This window comes from Sphingobium mellinum, from assembly GCF_037860795.1.
Lineage (GTDB): Bacteria > Pseudomonadota > Alphaproteobacteria > Sphingomonadales > Sphingomonadaceae > Sphingobium > Sphingobium mellinum.
Window position 1 is genome coordinate 23,690 of record NZ_JBANRK010000021.1, and the last position, 25,625, is coordinate 49,314.

Annotated in this window: 26 protein-coding genes; 16 read left to right on the forward strand and 10 right to left on the reverse strand. The window is 61.0% G+C overall.

The window, feature by feature from the left end:
* Window positions 1-35: 35 nt before the first annotated feature.
* From AAC640_RS16060 to AAC640_RS16070, 3 genes are all read right to left on the reverse strand, one after another.
* Window positions 36-782 (reverse strand): NADPH-dependent F420 reductase, encoded by a 747-nt coding sequence (locus AAC640_RS16060; RefSeq protein ID WP_340268073.1) that lies wholly within the window; start codon window positions 780-782, stop codon window positions 36-38.
* Window positions 783-914: 132 nt separating this feature from the next.
* The gene (locus tag AAC640_RS16065) at window positions 915-1,226 is read right to left on the reverse strand and encodes a MarR family winged helix-turn-helix transcriptional regulator (protein WP_340268075.1); all 312 of its coding nucleotides are present in this window, start codon (window positions 1,224-1,226) and stop codon (window positions 915-917) included.
* A gap of 104 nt (window positions 1,227-1,330) precedes the next feature.
* On the reverse strand, window positions 1,331-1,714 hold the full coding sequence (locus AAC640_RS16070; protein ID WP_340268077.1) for an EthD domain-containing protein: 384 nt from the start codon (window positions 1,712-1,714) through the stop codon (window positions 1,331-1,333).
* 147 nt (window positions 1,715-1,861) lie between these two features.
* On the opposite strand from AAC640_RS16070, the gene AAC640_RS16075 reads away from it, so the two are divergent.
* From AAC640_RS16075 to AAC640_RS16090, 4 genes are all read left to right on the forward strand, one after another.
* Window positions 1,862-2,641, forward strand: coding sequence for a glutathione S-transferase family protein (locus tag AAC640_RS16075; protein WP_340268079.1), 780 nt, complete (start codon window positions 1,862-1,864; stop codon window positions 2,639-2,641).
* Window positions 2,642-2,813: 172 nt separating this feature from the next.
* Window positions 2,814-3,059 carry a hypothetical protein gene (locus AAC640_RS16080; protein ID WP_340268081.1) on the forward strand — a complete coding sequence of 82 codons (246 nt, stop codon included), beginning with the start codon at window positions 2,814-2,816 and terminating at the stop codon, window positions 3,057-3,059.
* Window positions 3,059-4,141 carry an NADH:flavin oxidoreductase gene (locus AAC640_RS16085; protein ID WP_340268083.1) on the forward strand — a complete coding sequence of 361 codons (1,083 nt, stop codon included), beginning with the start codon at window positions 3,059-3,061 and terminating at the stop codon, window positions 4,139-4,141. The genes AAC640_RS16080 and AAC640_RS16085 overlap by 1 nt, the downstream gene beginning before the upstream one ends.
* Before the next feature lie 283 nt (window positions 4,142-4,424).
* Window positions 4,425-4,826 carry a putative quinol monooxygenase gene (locus tag AAC640_RS16090; protein ID WP_340268085.1) on the forward strand — a complete coding sequence of 134 codons (402 nt, stop codon included), beginning with the start codon at window positions 4,425-4,427 and terminating at the stop codon, window positions 4,824-4,826.
* Window positions 4,827-5,153: 327 nt separating this feature from the next.
* Here the strand turns inward: AAC640_RS16090 and AAC640_RS16095 are convergent, their stop codons facing one another.
* Window positions 5,154-6,737: a class I adenylate-forming enzyme family protein gene (locus AAC640_RS16095; protein ID WP_340268087.1), complete on the reverse strand. Its 1,584-nt coding sequence runs from the start codon at window positions 6,735-6,737 to the stop codon at window positions 5,154-5,156.
* A gap of 234 nt (window positions 6,738-6,971) precedes the next feature.
* Complete coding sequence (locus AAC640_RS16100) at window positions 6,972-7,919, reverse strand: NAD-dependent epimerase/dehydratase family protein (protein ID WP_340268089.1); 948 nt, start codon at window positions 7,917-7,919, stop codon at window positions 6,972-6,974.
* A 401-nt stretch (window positions 7,920-8,320) separates the two neighbouring features.
* Here AAC640_RS16100 and AAC640_RS16105 point away from each other — a divergent pair, with 401 nt between their 5' ends.
* From AAC640_RS16105 to AAC640_RS16115, 3 genes are read left to right on the forward strand one after another with little or no spacing between them, the layout of a single operon-like run.
* Window positions 8,321-9,559 (forward strand): acyl-CoA dehydrogenase family protein, encoded by a 1,239-nt coding sequence (locus tag AAC640_RS16105; RefSeq protein ID WP_340268091.1) that lies wholly within the window; start codon window positions 8,321-8,323, stop codon window positions 9,557-9,559.
* On the forward strand, window positions 9,552-10,622 hold the full coding sequence (locus tag AAC640_RS16110) for a phosphotransferase family protein (protein ID WP_340268093.1): 1,071 nt from the start codon (window positions 9,552-9,554) through the stop codon (window positions 10,620-10,622). Before AAC640_RS16105 ends, AAC640_RS16110 begins: the two co-directional genes overlap by 8 nt.
* A gap of 12 nt (window positions 10,623-10,634) precedes the next feature.
* Window positions 10,635-11,381 (forward strand): SDR family NAD(P)-dependent oxidoreductase, encoded by a 747-nt coding sequence (locus tag AAC640_RS16115; protein ID WP_340268095.1) that lies wholly within the window; start codon window positions 10,635-10,637, stop codon window positions 11,379-11,381.
* Window positions 11,382-11,599: 218 nt separating this feature from the next.
* On the opposite strand, the gene AAC640_RS16120 is transcribed toward AAC640_RS16115, so the two are convergent.
* On the reverse strand, window positions 11,600-12,499 hold the full coding sequence (locus AAC640_RS16120; protein ID WP_340268097.1) for an LLM class flavin-dependent oxidoreductase: 900 nt from the start codon (window positions 12,497-12,499) through the stop codon (window positions 11,600-11,602).
* A 31-nt stretch (window positions 12,500-12,530) separates the two neighbouring features.
* Here AAC640_RS16120 and AAC640_RS16125 point away from each other — a divergent pair, with 31 nt between their 5' ends.
* The 3 genes from AAC640_RS16125 to AAC640_RS16135 all read left to right on the forward strand — a co-directional run bounded on the left by AAC640_RS16125 (window position 12,531) and on the right by AAC640_RS16135 (window position 15,143).
* Entirely contained in the window at window positions 12,531-13,391 is an 861-nt protein-coding gene (locus AAC640_RS16125; RefSeq protein WP_340268099.1) for an NADPH-dependent F420 reductase, read from the forward strand.
* Window positions 13,392-13,709: 318 nt separating this feature from the next.
* Window positions 13,710-14,315 carry a TetR/AcrR family transcriptional regulator gene (locus AAC640_RS16130; protein ID WP_340268101.1) on the forward strand — a complete coding sequence of 202 codons (606 nt, stop codon included), beginning with the start codon at window positions 13,710-13,712 and terminating at the stop codon, window positions 14,313-14,315.
* Between the two features lie 168 nt (window positions 14,316-14,483).
* Entirely contained in the window at window positions 14,484-15,143 is a 660-nt protein-coding gene (locus AAC640_RS16135; protein WP_340268103.1) for a TetR/AcrR family transcriptional regulator, read from the forward strand.
* 69 nt (window positions 15,144-15,212) lie between these two features.
* Here the strand turns inward: AAC640_RS16135 and AAC640_RS16140 are convergent, their stop codons facing one another.
* Together AAC640_RS16140 and AAC640_RS16145 are read right to left on the reverse strand one after the other, a co-directional pair.
* Window positions 15,213-17,195 (reverse strand): oxidoreductase, encoded by a 1,983-nt coding sequence (locus tag AAC640_RS16140; RefSeq protein WP_340268105.1) that lies wholly within the window; start codon window positions 17,193-17,195, stop codon window positions 15,213-15,215.
* 90 nt (window positions 17,196-17,285) lie between these two features.
* The gene (locus tag AAC640_RS16145) at window positions 17,286-18,125 is read right to left on the reverse strand and encodes an alpha/beta fold hydrolase (RefSeq protein ID WP_340268107.1); all 840 of its coding nucleotides are present in this window, start codon (window positions 18,123-18,125) and stop codon (window positions 17,286-17,288) included.
* Window positions 18,126-18,403: 278 nt separating this feature from the next.
* On the opposite strand from AAC640_RS16145, the gene AAC640_RS16150 reads away from it, so the two are divergent.
* Together AAC640_RS16150 and AAC640_RS16155 are read left to right on the forward strand one after the other, a co-directional pair.
* Entirely contained in the window at window positions 18,404-19,345 is a 942-nt protein-coding gene (locus AAC640_RS16150; protein WP_340268109.1) for a helix-turn-helix transcriptional regulator, read from the forward strand.
* Between the two features lie 135 nt (window positions 19,346-19,480).
* Window positions 19,481-20,038 carry a nuclear transport factor 2 family protein gene (locus AAC640_RS16155; protein ID WP_340268111.1) on the forward strand — a complete coding sequence of 186 codons (558 nt, stop codon included), beginning with the start codon at window positions 19,481-19,483 and terminating at the stop codon, window positions 20,036-20,038.
* A 155-nt stretch (window positions 20,039-20,193) separates the two neighbouring features.
* Here the strand turns inward: AAC640_RS16155 and AAC640_RS16160 are convergent, their stop codons facing one another.
* A complete protein-coding gene (locus AAC640_RS16160) occupies window positions 20,194-20,583 on the reverse strand; it encodes an EthD domain-containing protein (RefSeq protein WP_340268113.1) in 390 nt (129 codons plus the stop codon).
* A 219-nt stretch (window positions 20,584-20,802) separates the two neighbouring features.
* Window positions 20,803-21,498, reverse strand: coding sequence for an FCD domain-containing protein (locus AAC640_RS16165; protein WP_340268115.1), 696 nt, complete (start codon window positions 21,496-21,498; stop codon window positions 20,803-20,805).
* Window positions 21,499-21,682: 184 nt separating this feature from the next.
* Between AAC640_RS16165 and AAC640_RS16170 the strand changes: the two genes are divergently transcribed.
* The 4 genes from AAC640_RS16170 (at window position 21,683) to AAC640_RS16185 (ending at window position 25,515) form a co-directional block, all read left to right on the forward strand.
* Window positions 21,683-22,819: a Re/Si-specific NAD(P)(+) transhydrogenase subunit alpha gene (locus tag AAC640_RS16170; protein WP_340268117.1), complete on the forward strand. Its 1,137-nt coding sequence runs from the start codon at window positions 21,683-21,685 to the stop codon at window positions 22,817-22,819.
* The gene (locus AAC640_RS16175; RefSeq protein ID WP_340268119.1) at window positions 22,819-23,109 is read left to right on the forward strand and encodes an NAD(P) transhydrogenase subunit alpha part 2; all 291 of its coding nucleotides are present in this window, start codon (window positions 22,819-22,821) and stop codon (window positions 23,107-23,109) included. The genes AAC640_RS16170 and AAC640_RS16175 overlap by 1 nt, the downstream gene beginning before the upstream one ends.
* A gap of 3 nt (window positions 23,110-23,112) precedes the next feature.
* Entirely contained in the window at window positions 23,113-24,504 is a 1,392-nt protein-coding gene (locus AAC640_RS16180; RefSeq protein ID WP_340268121.1) for an NAD(P)(+) transhydrogenase (Re/Si-specific) subunit beta, read from the forward strand.
* Window positions 24,505-24,766: 262 nt separating this feature from the next.
* Window positions 24,767-25,515 (forward strand): IS5 family transposase gene (locus tag AAC640_RS16185; RefSeq protein ID WP_422795007.1). Its coding sequence is split into 2 segments (ribosomal slippage): window positions 24,767-25,105 and window positions 25,108-25,515, totalling 747 coding nucleotides; the frame shifts between segments, so codons are not numbered across the junction.
* The last annotated feature ends 110 nt before the right edge of the window (window positions 25,516-25,625 follow it).

A 25,625-nucleotide genomic window follows, 5' to 3' on the forward strand; every position in this document is an offset into this window, starting at 1 on the left:
TGCCGCCCACCTCCGAGATGGGCGGCAGGTCAAATTCACATGAACAGCGCCCGGTTCAGGCGGACAAGATATTCCGCACTCGGATTGGTGGCATTGCCTGAGATCCGCTCGATGACCGCCTCGAACCCCAGGTCGCGTCGCTTGGGCAGACGCTCCTTTTCAGCGCTGGCCAGAGCGCCCGGCATTTCCTCGCGCGTAAGGTCGGTGCAATAGCAGGGCGAACCGGGCTGCTGACGCCAGGATTCGGCCAATGTGCCGGCGTCGACGGCATCGAACCCACTATCCTCAACCAGCGCCATGCCGATCCTGCGGCCATGGTCATTATCCGCGGCGACCGGGATAGCGATCCGGTCAGGGTCGCCGGCGGGCTTGTCCTTGCATGCGAAGGAGTCCGAACCGATGGCGTTCCATGCCTTCACCACCGGCCGACCCAGTTGTTCCGTCACCCACAGGCTTTCAACCTGGCCTGCGTCGATAACCTCGATGCGGTTGTCGCGTACGGGATAATAGTTGGAAGTATCAACGACGACCACGTTTTCGGGTAATCCGGCGATCAGCGGAGCGATATCCTGAATCCGGTTGAGCGGGATGGACAGGATAACGACGTCCACATCCTTGACAGCTTCGGCGGCGGTAACCGCTCGCCCGCCATTAGCCAATATATCCTCACTGATCGACTCGGGACCGCGCGAGTTGGCCACCTTGACGTCGTGACCTGCCGCGCTCAGCCGCAGGACCAGCGTCTTTCCGATATGGCCCGTTCCAACAATGCCTATTTTCATGAATATATTCCTATGACCACGTTTCCCACTCATGGGTAGAGGGCCAGTCCCTCAAGAGTTTGGCTGAGACTTTCGATGGCAGCGTCATCCAATTTACATGCTGACTTGACCTTGTCGGTGACAAGTTCGACGTCAGCCTTCATTGCACGCCCCCGCGCCGTCAGATCGACAAGCACGCCGCTCGTCCCGAGTGTCGCGGGTGCGCGTAACCAAGCCCGCCGCCTCCAGTCGCTTGAGCAGCGGGGTTATCGTTCCCGTATCCATGCCCAACCGCGCACCGAGCGTACCCACTGTAGTCGGCGCATGGCCAAGCAATTCCATCGTGACCAGATATTGTGGGAAAGTAAGGCCCAGCGGGTCGAGAAATGGCTTGTGCAGGCGCACCATCCGGCTCGCCGCACCATATAAGGCGAAGGAAAGCTGAATACCCAAACCACGTTTCACGCCAAAATCCATCAAGCCATTATCTAGTGCGCGAGGTAACTGACTCATGCCGGGCGGTCAACCCGGCTTTGCCCAAACCGCCGTCGGGATGTTAAGGTGGGCCGTCACGCGCTCAGGTCAGTCTCATGCTCTTCGAGCACCACCATCAAACTGCGGTCGCGTTCAAGGAATCTCCTCTCATCCTCGGCGAACAGGTCGCCATTCGGAGGCGCCGAGCCGAGCCTGAAAAATTCCTCGCAATCCTCGCGGCTGTCAAACCACAGTTCCATTGCGACATCGAAGGGCATTTCCGGTGCCTCGCCCATGTCCTCTTGCTCCGTTCCAAAGGTCATGGGACGGAAATATCGCCGGACATACCGTTTGGGGGCCTTCCCGATTTCCTTCCAGACCTTCAGGCCCAAGGCGGAATGAGTATTTTCGTAATAGTCTATCAGCTGCTGCATCGACGTGCCGGACTTGCGCTTCATCAACGTCATGATCTTGAACATGATGATCTATCCTCATCCTGCCATCTTTTAAGGCAATCCATCCTTCTAGCCGCAGAGCTTCAGCCTCGCGATGCCTCATCGCATCAAGCTGTTGCCCGCCGGACCCATTCCTCCTATCCCGATCCGGAGATGTAGAAGGAGAGGATAATGGCCGAAGACCAGGCCGTTCGCTATGTTCCGATTGATGAGGCCCGCGCCATGCAAGGCCTGCGCATCGCCTTCACCAGCGGCGTCCCCGGCGCATGGAGCGTCGCCATCAAGACGATATTGGACCTGAAGGGCATAGACTATATCCCGGTCGCTCAGCTGCCGGGAACCCCCAATGAGGAGTTGAAGGCGTGGACGGGTCAGACCTCCGCACCCGTCCTCATGCTGAACGACGACAGGCCGCGTACGCAATGGTCCGAAATGCTCGTCCTTGCCGAACAATTGCAGCCCGAACCGCGCATGATCCCCATCGACGAAGACGAGCGTATGGCGCTGTTCGGTTTCTGCCACGAAATTTGCGGCGACGATGGACTGGGATGGAATGTGCGACTGCTGCTGGTGTCGGGAGAACATGGCCCCCAGGAAGCCGATGAGGCCACCCTGCTCATGCGCAAGAAATATAGCTCGCCCGTGACCAACGATTATTCGCGCCATCGCGTGAAGCAGATCGTGGGCGCGATGGCGCGCAGGCTGGAATCGCAGGCGGCAAGAGGCTCGCGATACTTTATGGGAAGCAAGCTCACCGCGGCGGATATCTATTGGACCTCGTTCAGCAATCTGTTCGCTCCCATGACCAGCGATATCTGCACGATGCCGGACTATCTTCGGGGCATGGGGGCGCTGCTGGAAATCTATCTCGGCGCCCCGGTCCCCTCGATATTGCTCGATCATCGCGATTATGTGGCGCGCACCTATTTTCGCCTGCCCATCGCCTTATGAGGGACCATCGAAAGCCCGCGCCGCGTCCATGGTGCCGATCCCGCAAGTGAAGAGAGGCCGGACCCAACTCATCTAGGACGCCCGGGCACGTGCATCAGCGCGCCGCGAGCAGGCGATTGCTGCTCGCAGAAATGTGGTATATCGATACTAAAATTTCCTCAGACGGATTCTCATGCCGCAGATTGGCCTTGCTCTCGACCGTACGACCTGCATTCTACCCGCCAACAAGCTGGCAGATCTGGCCCTGAAGATGGAGCGACTCGGCCTGGGAAACGCGTGGCCGCCCGACTCCTTCAGCCGCAATGCCTTTCATGGCGCCCGGATCGGCCACACCGAGATAAAGGCAGCTGCCGGCGGGCAGCGGTTCCGTCTGCGTTGCTGCGGCGCCTTGCTCACGGATCATGATTGGAGAAAATAATGTCTCATGCCAAGCTGTTCGAGCCCCTTGCGCTGGCTCGCGGCCCTGTCCTGAAGAACCGGCTCATGCTCGCGCCTCTCACCAACCAGCAGAGCCATGCCGACGGCCGCCTTTCGGAAAAGGAGATCCGCTGGCTGACGATGCGCGCTGCCGGCGGCTTTTCCCTGATCATGACCGCAGCAGCGCCGGTGCAGCAAGTCGGGCAGGGTTATACCGGCCAGCTAGGCGTTTTCCACGACCAGCACATTGACGGCCTGGCACAGTTCGCATCGGCCGTTCGCGACAATGGCGCGATTTCAGCGGTGCAACTTTATCATGGCGGCGAACGCGCGGATCCAGAGCTGGTCGGCACGCCGGTGGCGCCGTCCTATAGCGCTCGCAACGGCGCGAGGGCCCTCGACCTGCCCGAAGTGGAGCGGGTGAGGGAAGATTTCATCGAAGCTGCCCTTCGCGCGGAAAAGGCCGGATGCGACGGGGTGCAAATTCACGGCGCGCATGGCTATATTCTCGCTCAGTTCCTTTCGCCCACCATCAACCGGCGGGACGACCGCTATGGCGGGAGCCTGGAAAACCGCGCCCGGCTGATGCTGGAAGTCATTGACGGAATACGCCGCCGCTGTCGCCCGGACTTTCAGGTGGGATTGCGCCTGTCGCCCGAACGTTTCGGCATGCGGCTTGCCGAAGTGCGCGAGCTGGCCAGCGAGATCATGCGGCAGGGGCAGATAGATTATCTCGACATGTCTCTGTGGGACGTTTCGAAGGAACCGCATGAGGAAGAGTTTCAGGGACGCAGCCTGCTCAGCTATTTCACCGATCTGCCTCGGGGAGAAGTCCGATTGGGCGCTGCCGGCAAGATCATGGACGTCGCCACCGCGACCGACCTGATCGAGGCCGGGTGCGACTTCGTCACGATCGGCCGGGCGGGGATATTGCGCCATGACTTTCCCGAGCGGGCGCGACATGATCCCGCCTATACGTCCCCGTCGCAGCCCGTCACCGTCGACCACCTGCGTGAAGAAGGCGTCACCGATGAATTTCTGGCCTATCTGCGCACCTTCGCCGGTTTCGTCGCGGAGGAATAGGACATGCGGGCCTGAGACACTGACCGCTGTGCGTGCCGCCAAAACGTGGAATCCTCTTGACGAGCAAGCAGCGGCATGATTGGCGTTGACCAGCCCGGCATGGAAGTGCAGATACTATATCCTAGGTCTGGATAAAGTTTGCGTTTTCATCATGTCCGGCAGAGCATAATGGAGGCGGCCGGCACTTGTGCGCCCGCTTTGGTTCGGATCAAGATCTGACCTCTAAACGCGGCGCGCCGGCATGCCGCTTTCGAACGGTCGTAATCAAGAATAGGAGAAGCTCATGACTGAAAAATCGCCCTTCACTCGCGACCGCAATGCATTCCTGGTTCGTTGGAAGGTGGATCCTGCACGTCGTCAGGAGTTTCTCGACCTGTTCGAAAATGTCTGCGAGGAAGCCAAGCCCTTCTACTATCGCGGTTGCGTCTTCGCATTCCAGGGCTGGGCCCGCGATCCTAACGAATTCGTCGTTTTCGCGTCGTGGGACGAGGATGTCGCGATGGAGCTTCGCCAGGTTCCCGAATTCCAGGAGAGTAACCGCAAGCTGCTCGAGTGCTGCACCGAGCCGGTCCTCATGGAGCAGTTCGCCGGCATGCACACCGACCGCAGCATCTTCGACGCCTTTCCCGTCGGTTCGTCGTCGGTCCACAAGTTTGGTGAGAAGAACGCCTTCGTTCTCCGCTGAAGCAGGCGGGCGCGGTCCTGGTTCGCCGGGACCGCCCTTCCTCCTGGCATCTGCCTCGACACAGGGTCGACTGTGGCCGTCCGGAACATCTGCTGAACCGGAACAGCCGCAGAACAAAGACACGAGGCATGCGGCCGGATCGGAACGGAACGGGCTATAATTCAGTAAGCCTGCCCTGCTGATCGAACAGGATCACGCTGCGCGTGCCCGGCGTGGGCTTTTGCCACGGCCAAGCGACCCGATCGCCCGTCACTCAAGACGATCATGACCGAGGCGCAATTGGCCCGCGCATGACGCTTCTGCCGTCACCCGCGGTCCGTCAACGTTTCAGCCCTTAGCCGTGTCCTCGGGCTGCTCGAAAAGCTTCACGACCTCGAACTTCTGGATCTTGCCTGACGCTGTCCGGGGAAAGTCCGACACCAGACGCCAGATTTTGGGGACCTTGTGCCGCGCAATGCGGTTGAGCAGAAATTCCCGCGCCTCGTCTATTTCAATTGTCGTCCCGGCATGGCACCTGATCGCAACTGCGACCTCTTCGCCCCACCGCTCGTGCGGCACGCCCACCACGGCGCATTCGGCGATCCCAGGATAATCTCCCAGCCTGTCCTCGATCTCGCGCGGATAGATATTCTCGCCGCCGCGGATGATCATCTCCTTGAGCCGCCCGGTTACGCGGACATACCCCTTGTCATCCACTGTTCCCAGATCGCCGGTACGCAGAAAGCCTTCCTCGTCGAAGGCTGCGGCGGTAGCGGCCGGATTGTCGAAATATCCCCGCGTCATATAGGGGCTGCGGATGCGGATTTCGCCGATCTCATCGATCCCCAATGATGCACCGGTGGCGACATCGGATATCTTCAGTTCGGTATAGGGGTAGGGCTTGCCCACCGTCCCGGCGATCACCTCTACCGGGTCGCCGCGCAACGACTTGCACATGACGCCGCCCGCTTCGGTCTGCCCGAACATGATCTGGACATCGGCGTCGAAGCGGTCGCGCAAGCGTCGCACAAATTCGGGTGCTACGGTCGTGCCGCCGGTCTGGATCACTTCCAGCGAAGACAGGTCGGTCTTGTCGAAATCGGCATGTTCCATGAGCGCTATCGCCATCGTCGGCACGCAGGGGAACCAGGCGACCCTTTCCTGTTCGATTAGGCGCAGAACCTCTGCCGGATCGAAACTGCGCAGGATCACATGGGTGCTGCAACGAGCGATGCAACCGAGGATCGTGGTGACGGACCCGCCGATATGGAAGAAGGGCATGACGCCAAGCCAGGAAAGGCCATCCTTCAGCTTGTACAGTTCCGACCCCAACAACGCGTTGTTCACGATGCCGCGATGATGAAGCTTCACGCCCTTGGGAAGCCCGGTGGTTCCGGACGTGTAAAGAATGAGAGCGGTGTCGTCCGGCGTGACATTCACGCTGGGCACATCGTCGGGCGCGCTGGCGATGTGATCGCTCCAGTCGCTGGTCAGCAGAACCTCGCGCAACAAAGGCAGGGACGGCCGAACCTCTTCGACGATGCCTGTCATCGACACGCCTCGATATTCCTCGTCCGTTATCAGTCCCACCGACTGACTTTGTTTCAGGAGCGATTCGACTTCTGCCGCCCGTAGTGCGGGATTGAGCGTGACCAGCACGATACCGGCAAGCGCCGCCGCCATTTCATACAGCAGCCAGGGAGCGCTGTTGGCGCCCCAGATCGCGACATGTTCACCCGGCTTGAAGTGTGCGAGGAGGAACCTTGCCAGCCGCTGCGAATCCGCCTGCAATTCTGTGTAGGTCCAGACCAGATCGCCGTCCTTCAGGGCGATCCTGTCGCCGGCGTTCGCTGCGGCATTCTCCAGAAGCTGCCCGATGGTCCAATCCCGGATCTCCGATCGATCCTGGACCGACGAATGTGCCTCATTCATCTGATTTCCTCGTCTCTCTGTCGCTCTCCAGCCGCCTCGGCTCGGATAAGGGGTAGACACTAATTCCTGATCCGGTGGCAGGCTCCGCCAGAGGCCCCCGATATAGCAGCAAATCGAAGTTATCCAGACGCCCCCCGGCGCGGAAGCTATTTTTATCCGCACGCCGGGCAGGCGACACCGGTCGTCCGGTCCGGCGCGCCGTGCCGAACGACAGCGTCCTTCGGCTGCCGCGCATCAAAGGCCCTGGTCCGGATGCGCCCTGTAATAATCGACCATTTCCGCTATGCCCGCCTGCACGCCATATTCCGCGGTGAACCCGATTTCCTTGATCGCGCGGCTGCCATCGACATTGGGAGGGAAAGCAGACCCGAACGGCGGTTCGGGGTTTCGCGAAATTTGGGCGTCGGGCACGACCGTCCGGATCAGCGCGATGAACTCTTCCTCCGAATAGGGCTTCTCCGTGGGCGTGTTGAAAAGCCAGTTCGACACGCTGGGTGCCAGCGTCATGTCGACGCAGAATTGGGCCTGATCCTTGTTGTATATGATCTGAAGCCCGTTCTTCGACCAGGCAGGAAAGCTGGACGGCTGCCCCGTTGCAGCATTGTAGATGATACGGTTGTAATTGGCGCCCCAACTGCCGGTCAATTTCCCCAGACCAAAGGCGAATACGGGCCGCACGCACCGGATGTCCAGGCCTCGTGAAAGATAGATGCCACTCATCAACTCGCAATAATATTTGCTTGCGCCGTAAGGCGTGGTGGGCGCGATGCGATAGCTCTCATCCACCAGCCGCCCATCATAATCCGGCATCGTGCCAAGTGCGGCGATCGAACTCGACCAGCAAACGCGTTTGACACCATGGCGCAGCGCCGCTTCGAAGATATTGGCCGTGCCATAACAGTTCACATCGAGCGCCCGGATCGGGTCGGTGGAGGATTCAGGGCCGAGAAACGCGGCGAGATGCAGGATATAGTCGATTTGGTTGGCCGAAATGACATCGGCAAGCTGACGAGCCTCCACGATGTCACCCTGCACCAGGCTCGCCGACGGCGCCAGCGTCCGCAACAAGGGTGAAGACGTTTCGCGGTCGAACACGACCACATTGTGGCCGCGGCGGCAGAACTCGGCTACGGCGTACATTCCGATATTGCCAGTTCCTCCTGTTACGAGGATATTTGCCATCGCATTCTCTCCTTGGCGCCCTCGCTTGGGCTGGTGCAACAATGCTATCAACGCCCAGGACGCTGATTGACACGCCATTCCTAGGACCTATAACCTACATGTGAGTGGAGGAGAAGCCCAAAGGGGGATTAAGGTACAGATCATTTTGTCGCCGCTTGGCTTGGAAGCACAGCGGGTCTAATATGTCGCGCGGCGTGGTGGGTGCATGCCGTCGTGCCTTTCGGACCCGGCTCTTCGCCAATGGCGGCTGCACCATCGATTTTGAGGATGAGATGCTGAGAGGGTGCCTTGAGTCCGCAGCGGCCACATCTGCCTATCGATGCATTTTCCTTTCTCTAACTATAGCTTAGCGCGAATGTTATCTGAATTGTTCTTCGCCTCGGCCTGCAACGGAGCTTGATATGGATTTCGCCTTTAGTCCGCGGGGACAGGAATGGTTGGCACGGGTTAAGAGGTTTCTGGAAGACCATGTCTATCCGAACGAGGCGCTCTATGAGGAGCAGCTCGGCGACGAGACCAACGATCTCTGGCGCGTTCCCCCGCTGATGCTGGAACTGCAGCAGAAGGCGCGCGACGCGGGTCTGTGGAACATGCACATGCATGACACGCGCCATGGGCCGGGGCTGAGCAACCTTGACTATGCGCCGATCGCCGAAGCGCTGGGCCGGGTGCACTGGGCGTCGGAAGTGTTCAACTGCAACGCGCCCGACAGCGGCAATATGGACGTGCTCTCGCTCTATGGCAGCCCGGAGCAGCAGGAAAAATGGCTCAAGCCCATGCTGGCGGGCGAGATCAAGTCGAGCTTCGCCATGACCGAGCCGGCGGTGGCTTCCTCCGACGCGACCAATGTCGAGACCCGGATCGAGCGCGATGGCGACCATTATGTCATCAACGGGCGCAAATGGTGGATCACAAACGCCTATAACCCGCGCACGAAGATTTTCATCGTGATGGGCAAGACCGATCCGACGGCCCCCCTTCACCTCCAGCAGACGCAGATCCTGGTGGAGCCCAGCACGCCCGGCGTCACGCTGGTGCGCTCGCTCCCCATCTTCGGCTATCACGACCGTCCGCACGGCCATGCCGAAATCCTGTTCGAAAATGTCCGGGTGCCGGCCGAAAATGTCATCCTGGGCGAAGGGCGCGGGTTCGAGATCGCGCAAGGGCGCCTCGGGCCGGGCCGCATCCACCATGCCATGCGGATCATCGGCGTGTCCGAGCGGCTGCTCGAAAAACTGTGCACGCGCCTCACCACCCGCGTCGCCTTCGGCAAGCGGCTGTCCGACGAAAGCGTCTGGAAGGAGCGGATCGCCCGCGCGCGCATCAATATCGAAATGAGCCGCCTGCTGGTCTACAAGACCGCCTGGCTGATGGACACGGTCGGCGTCAAGAACGCGCGCAGCGAGATTTCGCAGATCAAGGTCATCGTGCCTGAACTGGCGCAGCAGCTGTGCGACGTGGTGCAGCAGGCCTATGGCGCGGCCGGCATGTGCGACGATTTCGGCCTCGCCTATGCCTTCGCCCGCCTGCGCGTGATGCGCATCGGCGACGGGCCGGACGAAGTCCACAATCGCGTCATCGCGCGCACCGAACTCAAGAAATATCTTCCGCCCAAAAACGGGGTCACTACCAATGGCTGATCGGCAGGAACTGCTCACCGGGACGGAAGCGCCGCCCGAACATCTCGCGCTCGACACGCAAAAGCTCGGCGCCTACCTTGCATCGCGCGTCGAGGGGCTGGGTAGCGATTTCCGCGTCGAAAAGTTCAAGGGCGGGCAATCCAATCCCACCTACAAGCTGGTCGGCCAGGGCAAGAGCTACGTGTTGCGCCGCAAGCCGCCAGGTCAGCTACTCGCGTCGGCTCATGCCATTGATCGCGAATATCGCGTGACCAAGGCGCTGGCCGATGCGGGCTTCCCCGTCCCACGCCCCGCACTTTATTGCGACGATGAAAGCATCATTGGGTCGGCTTTCTATATTACCGAATTCATCGACGGCCGCGTGTTCTGGAACGCTGATCTGCCGGGCGTAGAGAAGGCGGACCGCACGGCCATCTATGATTCGATGAACGCCTATCTCGCCGACTTGCACAAGCTGGACTACAAGGCGGTCGGTCTCGAAGGCTTCGGCAAGGAAACCGGCTTCACCGCGCGCAACCTCAAGCGCTGGTGCAGCAATTACGAACAGTCCAAGCTGGTCGACGTGCCCGATATCGACTGGCTCATGCAGGCGCTGCATGATCGTCTTCCCGAAAGCGAACCCACAGCCATCCTTCACGGCGACTTTGGCCTGTATAACGCCATGGTCCACCGTACGGAACCGAAGGTCGTGTCAGCGCTGGACTGGGAAATGTCCACGCTCGGCAACCCCTATATCGACCTGGCCCACAATACGCGCGCCTGGTGGGAGCCGTTGGGTTTCGCCGAAGGAAGCGCCACGACGCTGCTTGGCCATGATCTGGATGCGCTCGGCATCCCCAGCCTGGATGCCTATGTGGACCGCTATTGCCAGCGGATGGGCATCAGCGCGATTCCGCATCTCGGCTTCTATTTCGGCTTCGTGCAGTTCCGCTACGCGGTGATGATCCAGGGCATACTGAAACGGGCAAGCATAGGCACGGGCGTGAACCGCAACGTGAGGCACACCCAGGAACGCGTCTTCGCCATCGCCGCACTGGCCCGCAAGACCCTTACCGAATCCTGACAAGGTACGATCATGAAACAATATTTCGATTTCAGCGGCAAGGTCGTGCTGGTCACCGGCGGCAGCCGTGGTCTGGGCGCGGCGATTTGCCGGGCGTTCGCGGAACAGGGCGCCAATGTGGTGATCGCCAGCCGCAATGCGGAAAATTGTGAGCAGCTTGCGACCGAGATCGAGGCGACGTTCGGCGTGAAGGCGCTGGGCATCGGCGCGCATCTGGGCCGCTGGGACGACATCGACCGGATGGTGGACGCGGCCTATGCGCATTTCGGCAAGGTCGACATTCTGGTCAACAATGCCGGCATGTCGCCGATTTCCGACAGTTCCCTCGCGACGCCCGAAGCCTTGTTCGACAAGGTGATCGGCGTGAACTTCAAGGGTCCGTTCCGGGCCACGTCGCTGGTGGCGAGCCGCATGGTCGAGGGCGACGGCGGCAGCATCATCAACATTTCCTCGATCGGGTCGATCCGGCCGCAGCCCGAATATGCCCCCTATTCCGGCGCGAAGGCGGCGCTCAATGCGCTGACGATCGCCCACGCGTTCGAATATGCGCCCAAGGTGCGCGTCAACGCCATCCTTCCCGGCAGCTTCAGAACCGACATCGCCAAGGCCTGGTCGCCGGAAAAGGAAAAGAACATCAAGTCGGCGATCAAGCGCTATGGTGAGCCTGAAGAAATCGTCTCGACGGTCATGTATCTGGCCTCGGAACATTCCAGCTTCACGACCGGCGCGATGATCCAGGTCGACGGCGGACGACCCTAAAGTCCGCTCCGCAGGCATCTTCGGCCCCGCTCTCTAAGGGGCCAGCGAGACAATCGATATCGTCAGGCGCGCTGGCTCGCATGCCGGACACCTGACGGTCTCCGTGGATTCGCTTGAGATCTTCCCGCGCTCTCCGACCCCGCTTCCGCTTTGGCGGGGCCGGAGATGCCATCCGGCACGGGGCAGGAAAGGACGGCGCCATCCTGTGATCGGCGCATTTACAGGAGAACGGGTGCAAGCTCGGTCAGGCTCTCCAGGTCAGCGTCGGCATTCCATTCCGCGCCGGCAACCGCGCCTTGCGACGCCCGGATGGGGTTGAGCACAATGCGGGTCGCGCCAACCGCTGCATATTCATCAACCCGCTGCTTGATCTTGCCGGTATCGCCCCAGGCGACAATGGCGTCGATCAGCCGATCGCTACCGTCATTCTCGAAATCCTCGGGACCAAAACCGATCTTGCTATAAGCGGCGCGATAATAATCGATCTTGAGGTAGGCCGACAGGAACTCCCGCGCGATCGCCCGCGCCGCTGCCGGATCGGAATTGAGCACGCAGGGGAAGTTGACGGTCACCTCAAGGGCCGGCCTGACATTCTGGGCGGCGCTGCGAACACTGTCCACGGGCAGGATCCAGGTGATGATCCCGCTTGCATATTCAAGCGCCAGCTTCTGGAGCCCCGGCGCGTGCGCCGCGATGTGAAGCGGCGCAAGCTGCTCGGGTGCCGGATGAAACAGCTGCGTCTGGGCCATCGCCCCCAGATATTCCGACATCTTCTGGACAGGCGGCTTCCAGGAGCCGCCACGCATCTGCACGATCGTTTCGTTGGACGCGCCCAGACCCATGATGAAACGGCCGGGATAATATTCCGACAGCGTGTCGCGCGCCTGAACGGTGGCCATGGCATCGCGGCTGTAGACGGTGGCGATGCCGGTGCCGACCTTCAGCCTCTCCGTCCTGCCCAGGATGAAGGATGCTGTCAGGTAAGGGTCCCGGCTGAAGGAATCCAGCAACCAGACGCTTTCGAACCCCAGCCCTTCAACAAAGTTCGCCGTTTCTGCAAGTGCCTTGCCCGGCAGGTTGTAGGCATGCTGGTCCAGAAGGACTCCGATCTGCGGCATCATAATTCTCCTTATGCATGAGGTCTGGGAAATGCTACTGACAGCTCGTGCAGCCAGTGCTGGTTCGCTTCCACAGCCAACAGCTGGCACCTATTGCCAGAGCGGACAGCGTTTGCAACACCTCAATTCAGCAAGGAAAGACATCATGAAGATCGGCGTTATCGGCGCGGGAAATATCGGCTCCAGCGTTGCAAGAAACCTGAGCGCGGCCGGCCATGAAGTGCTCGTCGCGGACGCGCAAGGGGTGGATGCGATCCGCGACAAGGTGAAGGAAGCCGGCGCGACGGCGGTCGGCCTTGATCAAGTGGTCAAGGGCATTGACGCGCTGATCGTCTCGGTGCCGAGCATAGCGATCCCCGAACTGGCCAAACAGCTGGGAAATGTTTCGCCCGACATTACCATCATCGACACATCCAACTATTACCCCTTCCGCGATGGTGCCATCGAGGATTTGCAGAATGGCAAGCCGGAAAGCCAATGGGTCAGCGAGCAGTTCGGCCATCCCGTGATCAAGGCGTTCAACGCCGCCTTGGCCTATACCCAGGAAGCCCGGGGCAAGCCGCGCGGCACGCCCGGCCGGATCGCCCTGCCGGTTGCGGGCGACGATGCACGGGGGAAGGCGATCGCCATGCAGCTGGTCGATGACGCCGGTTTCGATCCCGTCGATGCCGGGAGCCTCGCGGAGTCATGGCGTCAGCAGCCGGGCACGCCGGCTTATTGCACCGAACTCACCCGGGACGAGCTGCAGAAGGCGCTGGCGCAAGCTGACAAGGAAAAGGCGCCCCAGCAGCGTGAGACGCTGATAAGCTACTTTTTCGAAGCGGGTGCCACATTGAGCCATGACGATGTCATCGCGAAAAATCGCGCCGGAACCGCCCCCGGCCAGGCGTAGCTTGAGATGGGGCGACGGCTTGCAATGTTTGCGCCTGCAACGCGCTTGCCGCCGCCCCGCCTCCACCCGTTGCCGGACATTCAGGTCACCCGCATCCATGCCTGCGCTGCGGCTCCAGCGACAAGAGGCCGCCGGTCGGCTGCTGTTCGCGACGGTGGATTGCGCCAGGACCAGAGGGGGGCAAGGCAAGCGCCGACAACTCTTTCGCCGCCGCTGAAACGAAAGCTGGTGAAGCCTTGCGGCGGCAATCAAACGTCAAGAATGATCACTCATTCTTATATGGCGTTCGCTCCGCGAAGACTGTAACGAAAGGGGATGATGGCAAGATCGGCAGCAGCGGTATCGCGAAAGGAAGAGCGTGTTGAACGCCGCCAGGCGCAAATTCTGAACGCGGCACGCGCCTGCGTTCGCGCGGAAGGATTCCATGCGGCAAGCATGAGTCGCATCGCAACCCAGGCGGGGATGAGCGTGGGGCACATCTACCAGTATTTCGAGAACAAGGAAGCGATCATGGTGGCGCTGAGCGAGCGCGACTTTGAAGACTTCATGTTGCACATTACCGAACTGGGCGAACATGATCATCTGGACGTGAACGACGTCATGGCGGCCTTTCTGGACCGGATCACGTGGATGCTGGACCATGATCGGGCTGCGCTTGCGCTTGAGGTGCTTGCGGAAGCAGGCCGCAACGCCAAAGTCTCGTCCCTTGTCCTGCGCGTCGACACGGAGTTTCGCCGCGAGGCGCGCAAGATCATTCAAACAGTAGTGAAGGGCCTCAATCCCGCGGAGGCCGATGCGCGTGTCGAAATGCTGCTCGTCATCGTGCGAGCGCTTCTGATCCACGCCGGCACGCATCCCGTCAGCGATCGAAAGCTGCTCGCCCACGGATGCAAGATCGCGCTGCTGGGTCTGTTGTCGCCCTAGAACGCTGAGGCTTTGTGCGGGACACCGCGCCGCTCAAGCCACCTCTGTCTCGTCATCCGGGACAGACACGGGCGACCATCCTTCACCCCCTGAGGACGGGTGCGCTGGTTGACGGAATGGCCCGACTGGGTTTAGATGCTAAATACGAAATGCAGAGGGATCATCAGTTTGAGCGCGGGATCTACCCCTGACCGGATATTGTCGGCGGCCCTTCGGCTCTTCAACAGCAACGGGGTCGACAGGGTTGCGATCTACAAGATCGCCTCGGATCTGGGGATCAGCCCAGGGAACCTGACCTATCACTTCGCCAAGAAACAGGACATCATCTATTCGCTTATAGATCGTCTTGAGCTGGAGGCGGCGGAGGTTCTGACAAGCCCCCGCAATTCCGGTGCGAAGTATCTCGCCGAATATATAGTCAATCTATTCAGCCTGATGTGGCGCTATCACTTCTTTTTTGAATCTTTGACCTATTTCACCGCCACCGATCCGCATCTGGCCGAAAGTTACCGCCGCATAATGTCCACGGCAATCGCCGGATCGGTGCAGCGCATCCAGGACGCGATCGCGTGCGGCGACATCGAGCCCATGAAGGCGCCCAACAGCCCCAAGATACTCGGTGAAAATATGTGGGCTGTCTGGGTCAATCGCTTGGGTGCGGCGCGATCAAGCTGTGACGAAACCTCCGATGGCATTGCTGCGATCTATGATTGTTGTATCCATCACATCAGCCTCATCCAACCTTATGCCAGCGACACATATATCGCGCGCCTGCATGAAACGGTGATGGATCTGTTGGACGTCGACCAGGATACTGTGGTGCTCTGATCATTTCCGCAACGGATGGCAGCATTTGCTGACTCGAAAAAATGCGCCAGGCGACGGGATGAACCACCGTCAGTCCATATTGCAGATGCTCACCGCCGCCAGATAGCCTTCGTGTATCGCGAATTCCATCGAGCGGGGCGACTTGGCGTCGCCGACAATCCTCACAGCCCGGCCCATGGCGGTCAGATCGTCGTAGATTTCCCGGCTGGATCGGTTGGCCGTGATCAGGACGACGGTATCCGCCGCAAACTGCTCCGTCTCCACGTCATCGGCGGTGAGATGGGCTGGCCCCACAAGGACATCGTCGGCTCCTATGGCGATCGCGCGGGTGCGGACAAGGTGGCGGAACGGCTTTCCCACCATGCGGGCGAGAAACGGCTCGTTCATTCCCGCCAGCTGTATGCCGGGCGCCAGCATGGGAAGGCGCGTCACATAGGTGACCGCCAAACCTTTAGAAATCAGCTGTTCGGCGGCCGCCAGCCCCTCATAATGCCCGACATCGTCGATGACGACTGCGGCCTGCCCCAGGGCGGCCGGCGGTGCCAGGAACAGGTCGGTCGACGAAATCACATGCCGCTGTTCGACCCCGCTTATGGGCTGGCCGGCATGGGATGCAAGCACGCCATCCATCCGGGGCCATGATCCCGTAGCCACGATGACCGCGTCTGGGGCGAGCGCGTCTATTTCACTGCTGTCGAGATAGGTGGAAAGGCGCACATCCACGCCGAGCCGGTATATCTCCGCCTCCAGCCATGTGATGATGTCCATCAGATTATGACGCGTCGGCGCCCTGGCAGCTGCTCTTACGGCGCCGCCCAGTTGGGGGCTTGCCTCGACAAGGGTCACCGCATGCCCGCGCTGCGCTGCGATGCGCGCCGCTTCCAGACCGGCCGGGCCGCCGCCGATTACCAGCAGCTGGCGGGGCGTGACCACGGGCGCAAGCACCGGATCACGCCGTTCCGCTTCATGGCCCGCGCAGGCGTTGACGGTGCATTCAATGCCCAATCCCATTGCCGCCCGCGCGACACAGGCCTGGTTGCAGCCGATGCAGGGCCGAACCTCCTCTGCCCTGCCTGCAAGACTTTTCGTGACCAGATGGGGGTCGGCGATCATCGCGCGCACCATCCCGATCATGTCCGCGCCGCCTTCGCGAATGGCCTGGTCTGCCTCCTCCAGGGTCCGATAGCGACCCGTCGCCAGCACCGGCAGCCCGGTCGCATCCCTGACAGAGGCGGTCAGCGGCATCTGGTAACCGGTGGGCTCGTACATCCCGCCGATCATCTTGGCGGCGCTGTTGTAGCTGCCGGTCGAAACATTGAGATAATCGACAAGCCCTGCCGCCTCGAGCAGCCGGGCGACCTTCAGATTGTCCTCGACGCCCGCGCCGCCCACGACCAGGTCGGGCGCCAGTCGCACGCCGACGACGAAATCCGGGGATACCGCGGCGCGCACTGCCGCCAGAATCTCCATGATGAACCGCGCGCGGTTCTCGAAAGGTCCGCCATATTCATCCTCGCGGCGGTTCGTTGTGGGCGACAGGAACTGCCCCGGCAGGTAGCCGTGAGCGCAATGGACCTCAACGCCGTCGAGGCCATATTGCTGCATTCGGGACGCACAGCCCGCATAGGCTTCGACGATCGTGTCGATCATCGCCTTGGTCATGGGGATCGGCATAAGCCCGTTGACGATGCTCGGCACGTCAGATGCCGACCATGGCGGCATGCCGTCGGCCGGCGCGACGTGATGCCCGGCGTGCCAAATCTGCTGGAACAGTTTCATGTCGTGCGGTCGGCACCTGCCTATCAGGGTGTGCATCCCCTGTTCGATTTCGGGATCGAATATGTTGAGCGTGGCCGCCGTGGAAGGATGAACCGAGCCGGCCTCCAGGATCGACAGAGCGGCGCCGCCCCTGGCCCGCTCCTCATGATAGGCGATCAGTGCCTCGCTCATGGTGCCGTGGCCTACCCCGACCGCATGTGCGGGGCGAAAGATGCGGTTCTTGAGGCGGAGATTTCCGATCTGCGTCGGCGTGTCGACATGGGTGAAGGTCATGGATGGAACCTGCAAGATGTTCATATTGTAGGCGGGCCGCGCCGCCTGTCATGCGCGCGCCGCAAAAAGCGGCGCGCGGCCGCGCTTCAGTCAGTCCGTCTGCCTGTCCAGGCCGCTGATGAAGTCCTTCACATAGGGCGCGCAATCTTCACCGGCGAAGGTGCAATAATAGCTGCCGTAGCCGGGCCGTTCGACGACCTTGGCCGTGGGCAAAGCCTTTTTCGCGCGCTCGTGCCAGAAGAACACGATATCGCGCCGGCCGACCACAAGAAGGATCGGGCAGGACACTTTGCCAAGCACTTCGGGCATGTTGTGCTTGAAGACCGCTCGATAGCCCCAATGCCAGTCGCTCCCGGCTTTCAGCGTGTCGATCAGTTCTCGATGATAGATCTCGGCGGGGACGGGAACAAACGGCTCGTCCGGCTCGACCGGGGGAGAGCTGTCGCAGTCCTTCACCACGCGCGTCCACGCCGTGATGGCCTGCGAACCCCTGATGTCGGCCGGATTGTCGTAGATGAACTTGCTGTTGCGCGCACTCTCCTCCATCGTCGGATAGGTCACGCCCGACAGCATGATGCTCGCTACCCGATCCGGATAGGTCGCCGCCAGTTGCGCCGATACGTTGGTGCCGCCGTGATGGCCGAAGCAATGAAACCTGCCGATGCCCAGATTATCGATCGCTTCGATCAATATGTCGGCGATATAGTCATAGGATGGCTCCGCCGACGGCGTGAAGCTTTCCCCATAATGTGGCAGGTCGAAAGCGTACATCGGACGAAAGCCGTCCAGATGAGTCATCAGGCTTTCAAAACAGGCGGATGAACTGGCCGTCATGTGGAAGAACAGGATCGGCAGCCCCTCTCCTCCTTCGCAATATCTATAATGTATCTGACCGTCGCGGGTGTCCACATAGGCTTTCTTGATAGGCAATCCATCCTCCTCTTATAGTGTCGGGCCGCACCCGGCCGCAGGACCATCCCACGCTGCTTCCAACGCGGATCCAGCGGAGCCCGTCTGGCGCTGCCATGCTATCTGAATGGATACTAGCATGGCGGGTCCTGCGTGGGATGTGCCTAACGGCACAGGAGCGCGATGTAGGTTCCCCATCCCCCGCCTTCTTGCACGGAAGGGGCCAAAGCGGTAATTCTTCCAGGCATCCCTTAATCCTCGGTGAGGCGGGGGATGTCAAAATAGGAATGACCGTCAGGATGGATGTGGACAAGGCGATTGTCGATATAAATCGCGCCGCGCGCGCGACAGGCACGGACCAATTTCGCGAAGTCGCGTTCGATATTCTCCATGGCGCCGTTCACTTCGACACGGCAAGCTGGTCCTCTGTCATTTCGACGGGCCTGAAGCCACAGGACATGCGGCTATGGCGCCAGCATGATGACATGATCGACGCCTATATGAAGATGTTGGGCAGCGATGTCGTCATGCCTTCCACCATAGAGCAGGCTGGCGAACCCCTGTTGTTCAACTGGTCCAGCTCCCAGGACAAGAGGCGATCTGCCCCTGCATTCCGTTCCTATTGCGAGCACAGCGGTTACCTGAATCTCCTGGCGGTCATGATCCCCAATCCCGCATCGAACTATACGAGCCTGTGCCTGTGCCGGCAGGATCCTGGACGCCCCTTTGACGAGAATGAGAAAGGCCTCGTCAAACGGATTCTGCCGCATCTCCTGAATGCCTGGGTGACCAATCATGCACTGAACCCCGGCCTCGAACTGAGCGATACCGAGCCTTGCGATGCAACCGTGATGGTCTGTTCGACATCGGCCAGGATCCTGGGGGAAGGCACAAGGTTCAAGATGATCCTCGGGGAGGAATTTCCCGGGTGGGACGGAAAGCATTTGCCGGCCGACATATTGTCGCGGGTCAACAGGCGAGGCATGTGGAGCAATTCCAGGATCACGATCCGTTCCAGGCCGGTCGCGGATGTGCACCTGCTCTCGATCCAGCGCATCGGGACCCATGTCCTGACCTCCAGGGAAATGGAGATCTGCCGACGCGCGGCAGCTGGCCTCAGCCAGAAGGAAATAGCGCAAGAATTGGGAATTTCAGCGGGAACCGTGAAAAATCACCTGTATAACGCCTATTCAAAGCTCCAGGTGAAGAACAGGGTCGGCCTGGCCAAATTGCTGAGTTGAGGGGTGCGCTGGCCGCCCGGTCCGGCGGCTTCTCCCTTCGCCTACCGCCCGCTCGCGCGTCGGCTTTCTGCGGGCCGGCCTATTGATCCGACCCCTGCGAGAGGGTAGCCACCATCCTGCATTAGGAGATGTGATATGCCCCTCACCGACGCTCAACTGGCCGAGCTGTACGACACTAAGCTGTTGAATGATAACCTGATGAAATATTGCCGGGCCGCTGACCGGATGGATATCGAGGGCATTCGCGACACCTATTGGCCGGATTCGACCGATGATCATGGCGGGTATATCGGCTCCGGACCGGGTTGGGCGGACGCGGTCAACCAATGGCGGGACAAGATCTATTCCTGCAGCCATCACATAAGCAATGTGCTGTCGGAAATCGACGGCAATCGGGCGAAGCGGGAAAGCATGTTTCTGTGCGTCGTCGCGTTCAAGGAACCGGCGCTCAATTTCTTCCACGCGGGCCGTTACCGTGATCTCTGCGAAAAGCGGGATGGAGCATGGAAGATCCTCCGCCGCACATGTATCTGGGACTGGTGCGATGCCAGGGAGTTCACGACCAACTGGGGGCTGACCGGCGTTCCCGAGATGTCCAACTGGGGCTCCCGCTTTCCGGACGATCCGATCTACAAGGATTGGTATGAAAGCCCCCCGTTCGCGCGGCCGCCGCATCATGACCCGGTGACATAGACCAGGCTGCGCGCGACTGATGACGCAGGATGCGCCGATCGGAGGTCCCATCCTGTTCAATGCTGCCGGCGGGGTGGCCACCTTCACCCCGCTGCTTCTCCGCCAACGCGATTGATCGATCAGGGGCAGTCGGCCGACATCGCCGAAAGTCCGGCTCAGATGAGACCAGGCCCTGCGATTTCCTCGGCCAGCGTCTGCCGCGAGCGGGCGCGGTCGACGAAGTTCGCTTCATCATCCGTCACGAGCCGGGTGAATTCGGGATCCGCCGCTATCCGCAGGATTTCCTGCAAGGCGGCCTCGTCCTTGATGGTATAGATGGAAACCGCGTCATAATCGACGCCGCCATCATCCACCGGCGACTGGTCGGCGTCGGGACGACCAACATAGAAGTTGACGGCGTTCTGCGGATAATAGCGTTTGAAGTCGCTCATGTAAGGCGCCACCCATTTCGCGACCATAGGAATGTGGACATTTTCATAATGCGCCCGAAAGTCCTCGAACGAAATGCCTTCCTTCCGCTTCATGAACATCATCAGCTTGTGCATCGACCTATCCTCTTCCATGTTCCCAAAACGCCCCATCGGTCGCACCAATAGGCCGCATATCTTTATCCTGTGGTGACAGCTATTTGCAGCAAGACCTCGGCTTGCCCTGTATGTGTAGCAGGCGCAAGTGCCGGTTTTCAATCGCGATCACATGTATGTGTTTCGCCCTTTTGCGTCCTTCTCAGGTGCTGAATCGAGGTATATCCTGCTCGAGGATGCTCAGATCTCCGCCTTAAGTCTGCGCATGATTTCACGCCGCCGCCGGTGGGCTTCAAACCTGGCGCGTTCAGGATCGCCCTCCAGAATGGCCGAGATGATCGCTCTCCTTTCGCGCTTCCAGCGCTCCTTGCCATCATCCCCGCCATAAACGGGCCCGCGCGGATATTCGGCATAATGATGGACCGCGACTCGCGAGAGCAGCTCCATCAGAGGGCGGTCCACCATAAGGTAGAGAATATCCAACATGCTTTGGTCGAACACGGCGCGCTGGCGCGCGGTGTTGCGGCTGTCGACTGTCTGCAGGAGCGCCGCAAGTTTCTGCCGGAGCGCCCCGTCCGTTGCTCGCGCTGCCGCTGCCATCAACTCGCAGTCGAGCAGCGTGATGATGTCGATCGCCTCGGGATGGGCAGAATGGTGCATCGCCAGGAAGCCGGAAATGGCGTGGCTCAAACCGTCGGCGTCGGGCCGCGTGCCATAATAGCCGCCGCCCGGTCCGCGACGAACCTGCAGAAAACCTTCATGTTCCAGGACACGCGCGGCCTGCTGCACGGTGACAATGCCGACACCCAGAGCTTTTGCCAGGTCGGGCAATGATCCAATCTGTGTGTCGGGCGGCTGCGCGACGATCATGTCGCGCATCTTTGCCACTGCCGCAGTGACGAGACCCTCACGGGACCTGGGCTTGCGGATACTCATGCTACTCTCCGGGGTGGTGCGACGTCCCAAATAACGAATATCTCATAGAATGGCACCGCCTGCTCCGCCACTGCATAATATGCGCATTATTATCTGGATTTTTATCCTGACCCGTAATACAGCCTGTCGACCGTATAAAACAGGCTTATTAATCGGCTCTCGGCTCGCCTGCAGGAGTGGTTCAATGAAGATCGGCATATTGAAGGAAACGGCCCCTGATGAACGCCGCGTCGCGGGCACGCCGGAAACGGTGAAGAAGTTCAAGGCTTTGGGTGCGGATGTTGCGGTGGAAACGGGCGCTGGCCTGACTGCCTCGATTGCCGACGCCGACTATGTCGCGATGGGCGCTACCGTCGCTGATCGCGCCGCGACCGTGGCGGGCGCGGACATTCTCCTGGGCGTGCAGGGGCCTGACCCGGCCAGCATCGGCGGCGCCAAGCCGGGGGCATGGATCGTCGCGGGCCTCAATCCCTTTGTCGAGCGGGCGCGAATCGATGCCTATGCGGCGGCCGGTTATGAGGCGCTGGCGATGGAGTTCATGCCGCGCATCACCCGCGCGCAGTCGATGGACATCCTTTCGTCGCAGTCCAACCTTGCCGGCTACAAGGCGGTGCTGGACGCGGCCCATGAATATGGCCGCGCCTTTCCGATGATGATGACGGCGGCGGGCACGGTCTCGCCGGCCAAGGCCTTCATCATGGGCGTGGGTGTCGCGGGCCTTCAGGCGATCGCGACCGCCAGGCGGCTGGGCGCGCAGGTGTCGGCGACGGACGTGCGCTCCGCCACCCGGGAGCAGATTGAAAGCCTGGGCGCCAAGGCGGTGTTCGTCGAAAGCGTGGCTGGCATCGAGGGCGAGGGCAAGGGCGGCTATGCCACCGAAATGTCCGAGGAATATCGCAAAGCCCAGGCCGAACTGGTTTCCAGCCATATCGCCAAGCAGGATATCGTGATCACCACGGCCCTGATTCCCGGCAAGCCGGCGCCGCGCCTCATCACTGACGCGCAGATCGCCTCGATGCGGCCGGGCAGCGTGATCGTCGACCTCGCGGTCGAGCAGGGCGGCAATGTCGAGGGCGCGGTTCTGGGCGAAGTGGTCGAACGCCACGGCGTCAAGATCATCGGCCACAAGAATATGCCCTCGCGCCTCGCGGCGGACGCTTCGGCGCTTTTCGCGCGCAACCTCTACAACTTCCTCTCCGCCTTCTGGAACAAGGACCAGAATGCGCCGGTGCTGGACGAGGAAATCGGCAACGCCATCCGCGTGACGCAGGGCGGCAAGGTCGTCAACGAACGGCTGCTTCAAACAGCGGGAGTGGAATAATGACAGCGCTTAATCCTGACTATCTGTTTGTCTTCATACTGGCGGCCTTTGTTGGTTTTCAGCTTATCAAGAAAGTGTCGCCGCTGCTGCATTCTCCGCTGATGTCGCTGACCAATGCGATTGCGGCGGTGGTGATTGTGGGGGCGATCGCGATCACGGGCGAGGCTGGGGCGACGCCGCTGGCCAAGACGCTGGGCTTTGTCGCGGTGTTCTGCGCCACGGTCAATCTGGTGAGCGGGTTCATGATCACCGACCGCATGCTCAAGATGTTCAAGCCTCGGGGGAAGTAACAGATGGACGCCTTCGTTCCTTACGCGGCGATCGCCGCATCGGCCCTGTTCATCCTCTCGTTGATGTGGATGAGCCACCCTTCGACCGCCCGGCGCGGCGTGCGCGCGGGCGAGATCGGCATGGTCATCGCGATCATCGGCGCGCTCGTGCAGCATGAGATGGTCGACTATAGCCTCATCATCATCGCCATGATCGCGGGCGCGGCGGCGGGTATTCCCATGGCGCTGCTGATGCCGATGACGGCGATCCCGCAGCGGACCGCCATCTCCCACGCCTTCGGCGCGCTCGCCGTCGGCCTGATCGGCGCGGCCGAATATTACAAGCATGCCCATGCCGGATATGCCGGCAGCTTCGTGATGTGGGCGCTGATGTTCGAAATGGCGCTGGGTTTCCTGACCTGTACGGCGTCGGTCATCGCCTTTGCCAAGCTGCAGGAACTGATGGGCAGCCGGCCGGTGTCCTTCCCCGGCCAGCGCATCGTCAATGGCGGCGTGGCGCTGGCGGCTCTGGCGATCGCGGTCATGATCGCGCTGGACCCGACCAAGACGTACCTGTTCCCCGCCTTTGTCGCGCTGGCGCTGCTGTTCGGCATTCTGCTGGTGATCCCGATCGGCGGCGCGGACATGCCGACCGTCATCGCGCTGCTCAACAGCTATGCCGGACTTGCGGCGTCCGCCATGGGCTTTGCGCTCGGTAACAAGCTGCTGATCGTCGCGGGCGCGCTGGACGGCGCGTCTGGCTTCATCCTCGCCGTCATCATGTGCAAGGCGATGAACCGCAGCTTTGCCAACGTCATGTTCGGCGGCTTTGGCACGGTGGTGGCGGGCGCGGCCGGGGGCAAGGACGACCGCGTCGTGCGCTCCGCCTCTGCCGAGGAAGCCGCGATGCAGCTGGAAAATGCCAGCACGGTGGTCATCATCCCGGGCTATGGCATGGCCGTCGCCCAGGCCCAGCACAAGGTCAGCGAACTCTATCAGGCGCTCACCAAGAAGGGCGTGGACGTCAAGTTCGCGATCCATCCGGTGGCGGGCCGCATGCCCGGCCACATGAACGTGCTGCTGGCCGAAGCCAATGTGCCCTATGAGCAGCTGGTCGACCTTGACGACATCAACCCCGAACTGCCCCAGGCGGACGTGGCGGTGATCATCGGCGCCAACGACACGGTGAACCCGTCGGCGCGCGACGATCCGAAAAGCGCGATCGCCGGCATGCCGATCATCGAGGCGGACCGGGCCAAGTCGGTGTTCGTCATCAAGCGTTCCATGAACGCAGGCTTCGCGGGCATCGACAATCCGATCTATTACAACAGCAACACCCAGATGCTGTTCGGCGACGCCAAGGACATGGTCGGTTCCATCGCCAAGGAACTCAGCGGCGGATCTGGACTCCACTGACCGGATGGGGGCGGGAGGATATGGGCAGCGTGGACTGCCCATATCCTCCCCCCATTAGGTCCGACGGCAGGCGTCCTGTCTATCTTGCCGGGAGCATGTCCCAATCCGATCACATCGGCCCGGATGCTCCAGGCCGTTATTCTGCCGCCTTTCCCCGGTCGGCAGATGAGTCCATCTGCTTGGAAAACCTTCTAGGCGGCGTGGACGAATTGGTTGACGCCGCGCTTTCGGGTTGATTCAAGGCTGTCTTTTGGAGGCAGCCTTGAGCCGTGGTGATCTGAGCGAAGCAGAATGGCGTATTTTGAAAGGCTTGCTGCCCATCGATGCGGCGAACCGGGGGCGCGGTCGCCGTCCAGAGCAGAACCGGTCTATCGTTAATGGCATACTTTGGCGGCTCCGCTGCGGAACGCCCTGGCGCGATGTTCCGCCCACGTACGGCAACTGGAATTCGATCTACCGGCGGTTCCGGCGTTGGAGCGCGGCTGGTGTTTGGGAGGCCGTCTCGGTCACGCTGGCTGAGATCATGGCAGACAGCGGCCACTACAGCATTGATAGCACCACGGTTCGGGCCCATGTTTCGGCAGCGGGCGGAAAAGGGGGATTCATCGACGAGCTCTTGGCCGCTCGCGGGGCGGGTTCACCAGTAAGCTTCACTGTCTGGCTGACGCCCGCGGGCGACCACTCGCATTCCATCTGACGGTTGGCGAAGCGGCGGATTGTAAAGCCTATGACACGCTGATCGCGTTGCCGGAGAGGGCGCCAAAGGCGCTCTTGGCGGATAAGGGCTACGATGCCGACGCCATCCGCGCAGACCTTGCGAGCCGCAACATTCAGGCCGTCATTCCGGGTCGATCAAACCGCCGCGTAAAGATCGAACATGACCGGACGCTATACAAGCAACGTAACGGCATCGAGCGCATGTTCGGCCGTTTGAAAATCAACCGCGCAATCGCCACCCGCTACGATCAACTCGCCGCCAGCTGGACGGCTCGAAAAACCGGTGGCGTCTGAGGGCTTGAGGTGATTCACTGCCCGTACGCGACAGCGGAGGCAGAGATGGCAGGACAGCCGGGTTTCTTTGATCTTTCGAACCGATATGAGGGGCTGAGCGCGGCAGGCGA

Coding starts and splice junctions, on each gene's coding strand:
- AAC640_RS16130 (WP_340268101.1), top strand. CDS start 13,710: ATGGCAAGATCGGCAGCAGCGGTATCGCGAAAGGAAGAGCGTGTTGAA.
- AAC640_RS16140 (WP_340268105.1), bottom strand. CDS start 17,195: ATGACCTTCACCCATGTCGACACGCCGACGCAGATCGGAAATCTCCGC.
- AAC640_RS16150 (WP_340268109.1), top strand. CDS start 18,404: ATGGATGTGGACAAGGCGATTGTCGATATAAATCGCGCCGCGCGCGCG.
- AAC640_RS16170 (WP_340268117.1), top strand. CDS start 21,683: ATGAAGATCGGCATATTGAAGGAAACGGCCCCTGATGAACGCCGCGTC.
- AAC640_RS16175 (WP_340268119.1), top strand. CDS start 22,819: ATGACAGCGCTTAATCCTGACTATCTGTTTGTCTTCATACTGGCGGCC.
- AAC640_RS16110 (WP_340268093.1), top strand. CDS start 9,552: ATGGCTGATCGGCAGGAACTGCTCACCGGGACGGAAGCGCCGCCCGAA.
- AAC640_RS16085 (WP_340268083.1), top strand. CDS start 3,059: ATGTCTCATGCCAAGCTGTTCGAGCCCCTTGCGCTGGCTCGCGGCCCT.
- AAC640_RS16075 (WP_340268079.1), top strand. CDS start 1,862: ATGGCCGAAGACCAGGCCGTTCGCTATGTTCCGATTGATGAGGCCCGC.
- AAC640_RS16090 (WP_340268085.1), top strand. CDS start 4,425: ATGACTGAAAAATCGCCCTTCACTCGCGACCGCAATGCATTCCTGGTT.
- AAC640_RS16180 (WP_340268121.1), top strand. CDS start 23,113: ATGGACGCCTTCGTTCCTTACGCGGCGATCGCCGCATCGGCCCTGTTC.
- AAC640_RS16165 (WP_340268115.1), bottom strand. CDS start 21,498: ATGAGTATCCGCAAGCCCAGGTCCCGTGAGGGTCTCGTCACTGCGGCA.
- AAC640_RS16080 (WP_340268081.1), top strand. CDS start 2,814: ATGCCGCAGATTGGCCTTGCTCTCGACCGTACGACCTGCATTCTACCC.
- AAC640_RS16115 (WP_340268095.1), top strand. CDS start 10,635: ATGAAACAATATTTCGATTTCAGCGGCAAGGTCGTGCTGGTCACCGGC.
- AAC640_RS16060 (WP_340268073.1), bottom strand. CDS start 782: ATGAAAATAGGCATTGTTGGAACGGGCCATATCGGAAAGACGCTGGTC.
- AAC640_RS16095 (WP_340268087.1), bottom strand. CDS start 6,737: ATGAATGAGGCACATTCGTCGGTCCAGGATCGATCGGAGATCCGGGAT.
- AAC640_RS16155 (WP_340268111.1), top strand. CDS start 19,481: ATGCCCCTCACCGACGCTCAACTGGCCGAGCTGTACGACACTAAGCTG.
- AAC640_RS16160 (WP_340268113.1), bottom strand. CDS start 20,583: ATGCACAAGCTGATGATGTTCATGAAGCGGAAGGAAGGCATTTCGTTC.
- AAC640_RS16070 (WP_340268077.1), bottom strand. CDS start 1,714: ATGTTCAAGATCATGACGTTGATGAAGCGCAAGTCCGGCACGTCGATG.
- AAC640_RS16120 (WP_340268097.1), bottom strand. CDS start 12,499: ATGCCGCAGATCGGAGTCCTTCTGGACCAGCATGCCTACAACCTGCCG.
- AAC640_RS16125 (WP_340268099.1), top strand. CDS start 12,531: ATGCTACTGACAGCTCGTGCAGCCAGTGCTGGTTCGCTTCCACAGCCA.
- AAC640_RS16105 (WP_340268091.1), top strand. CDS start 8,321: ATGGATTTCGCCTTTAGTCCGCGGGGACAGGAATGGTTGGCACGGGTT.
- AAC640_RS16100 (WP_340268089.1), bottom strand. CDS start 7,919: ATGGCAAATATCCTCGTAACAGGAGGAACTGGCAATATCGGAATGTAC.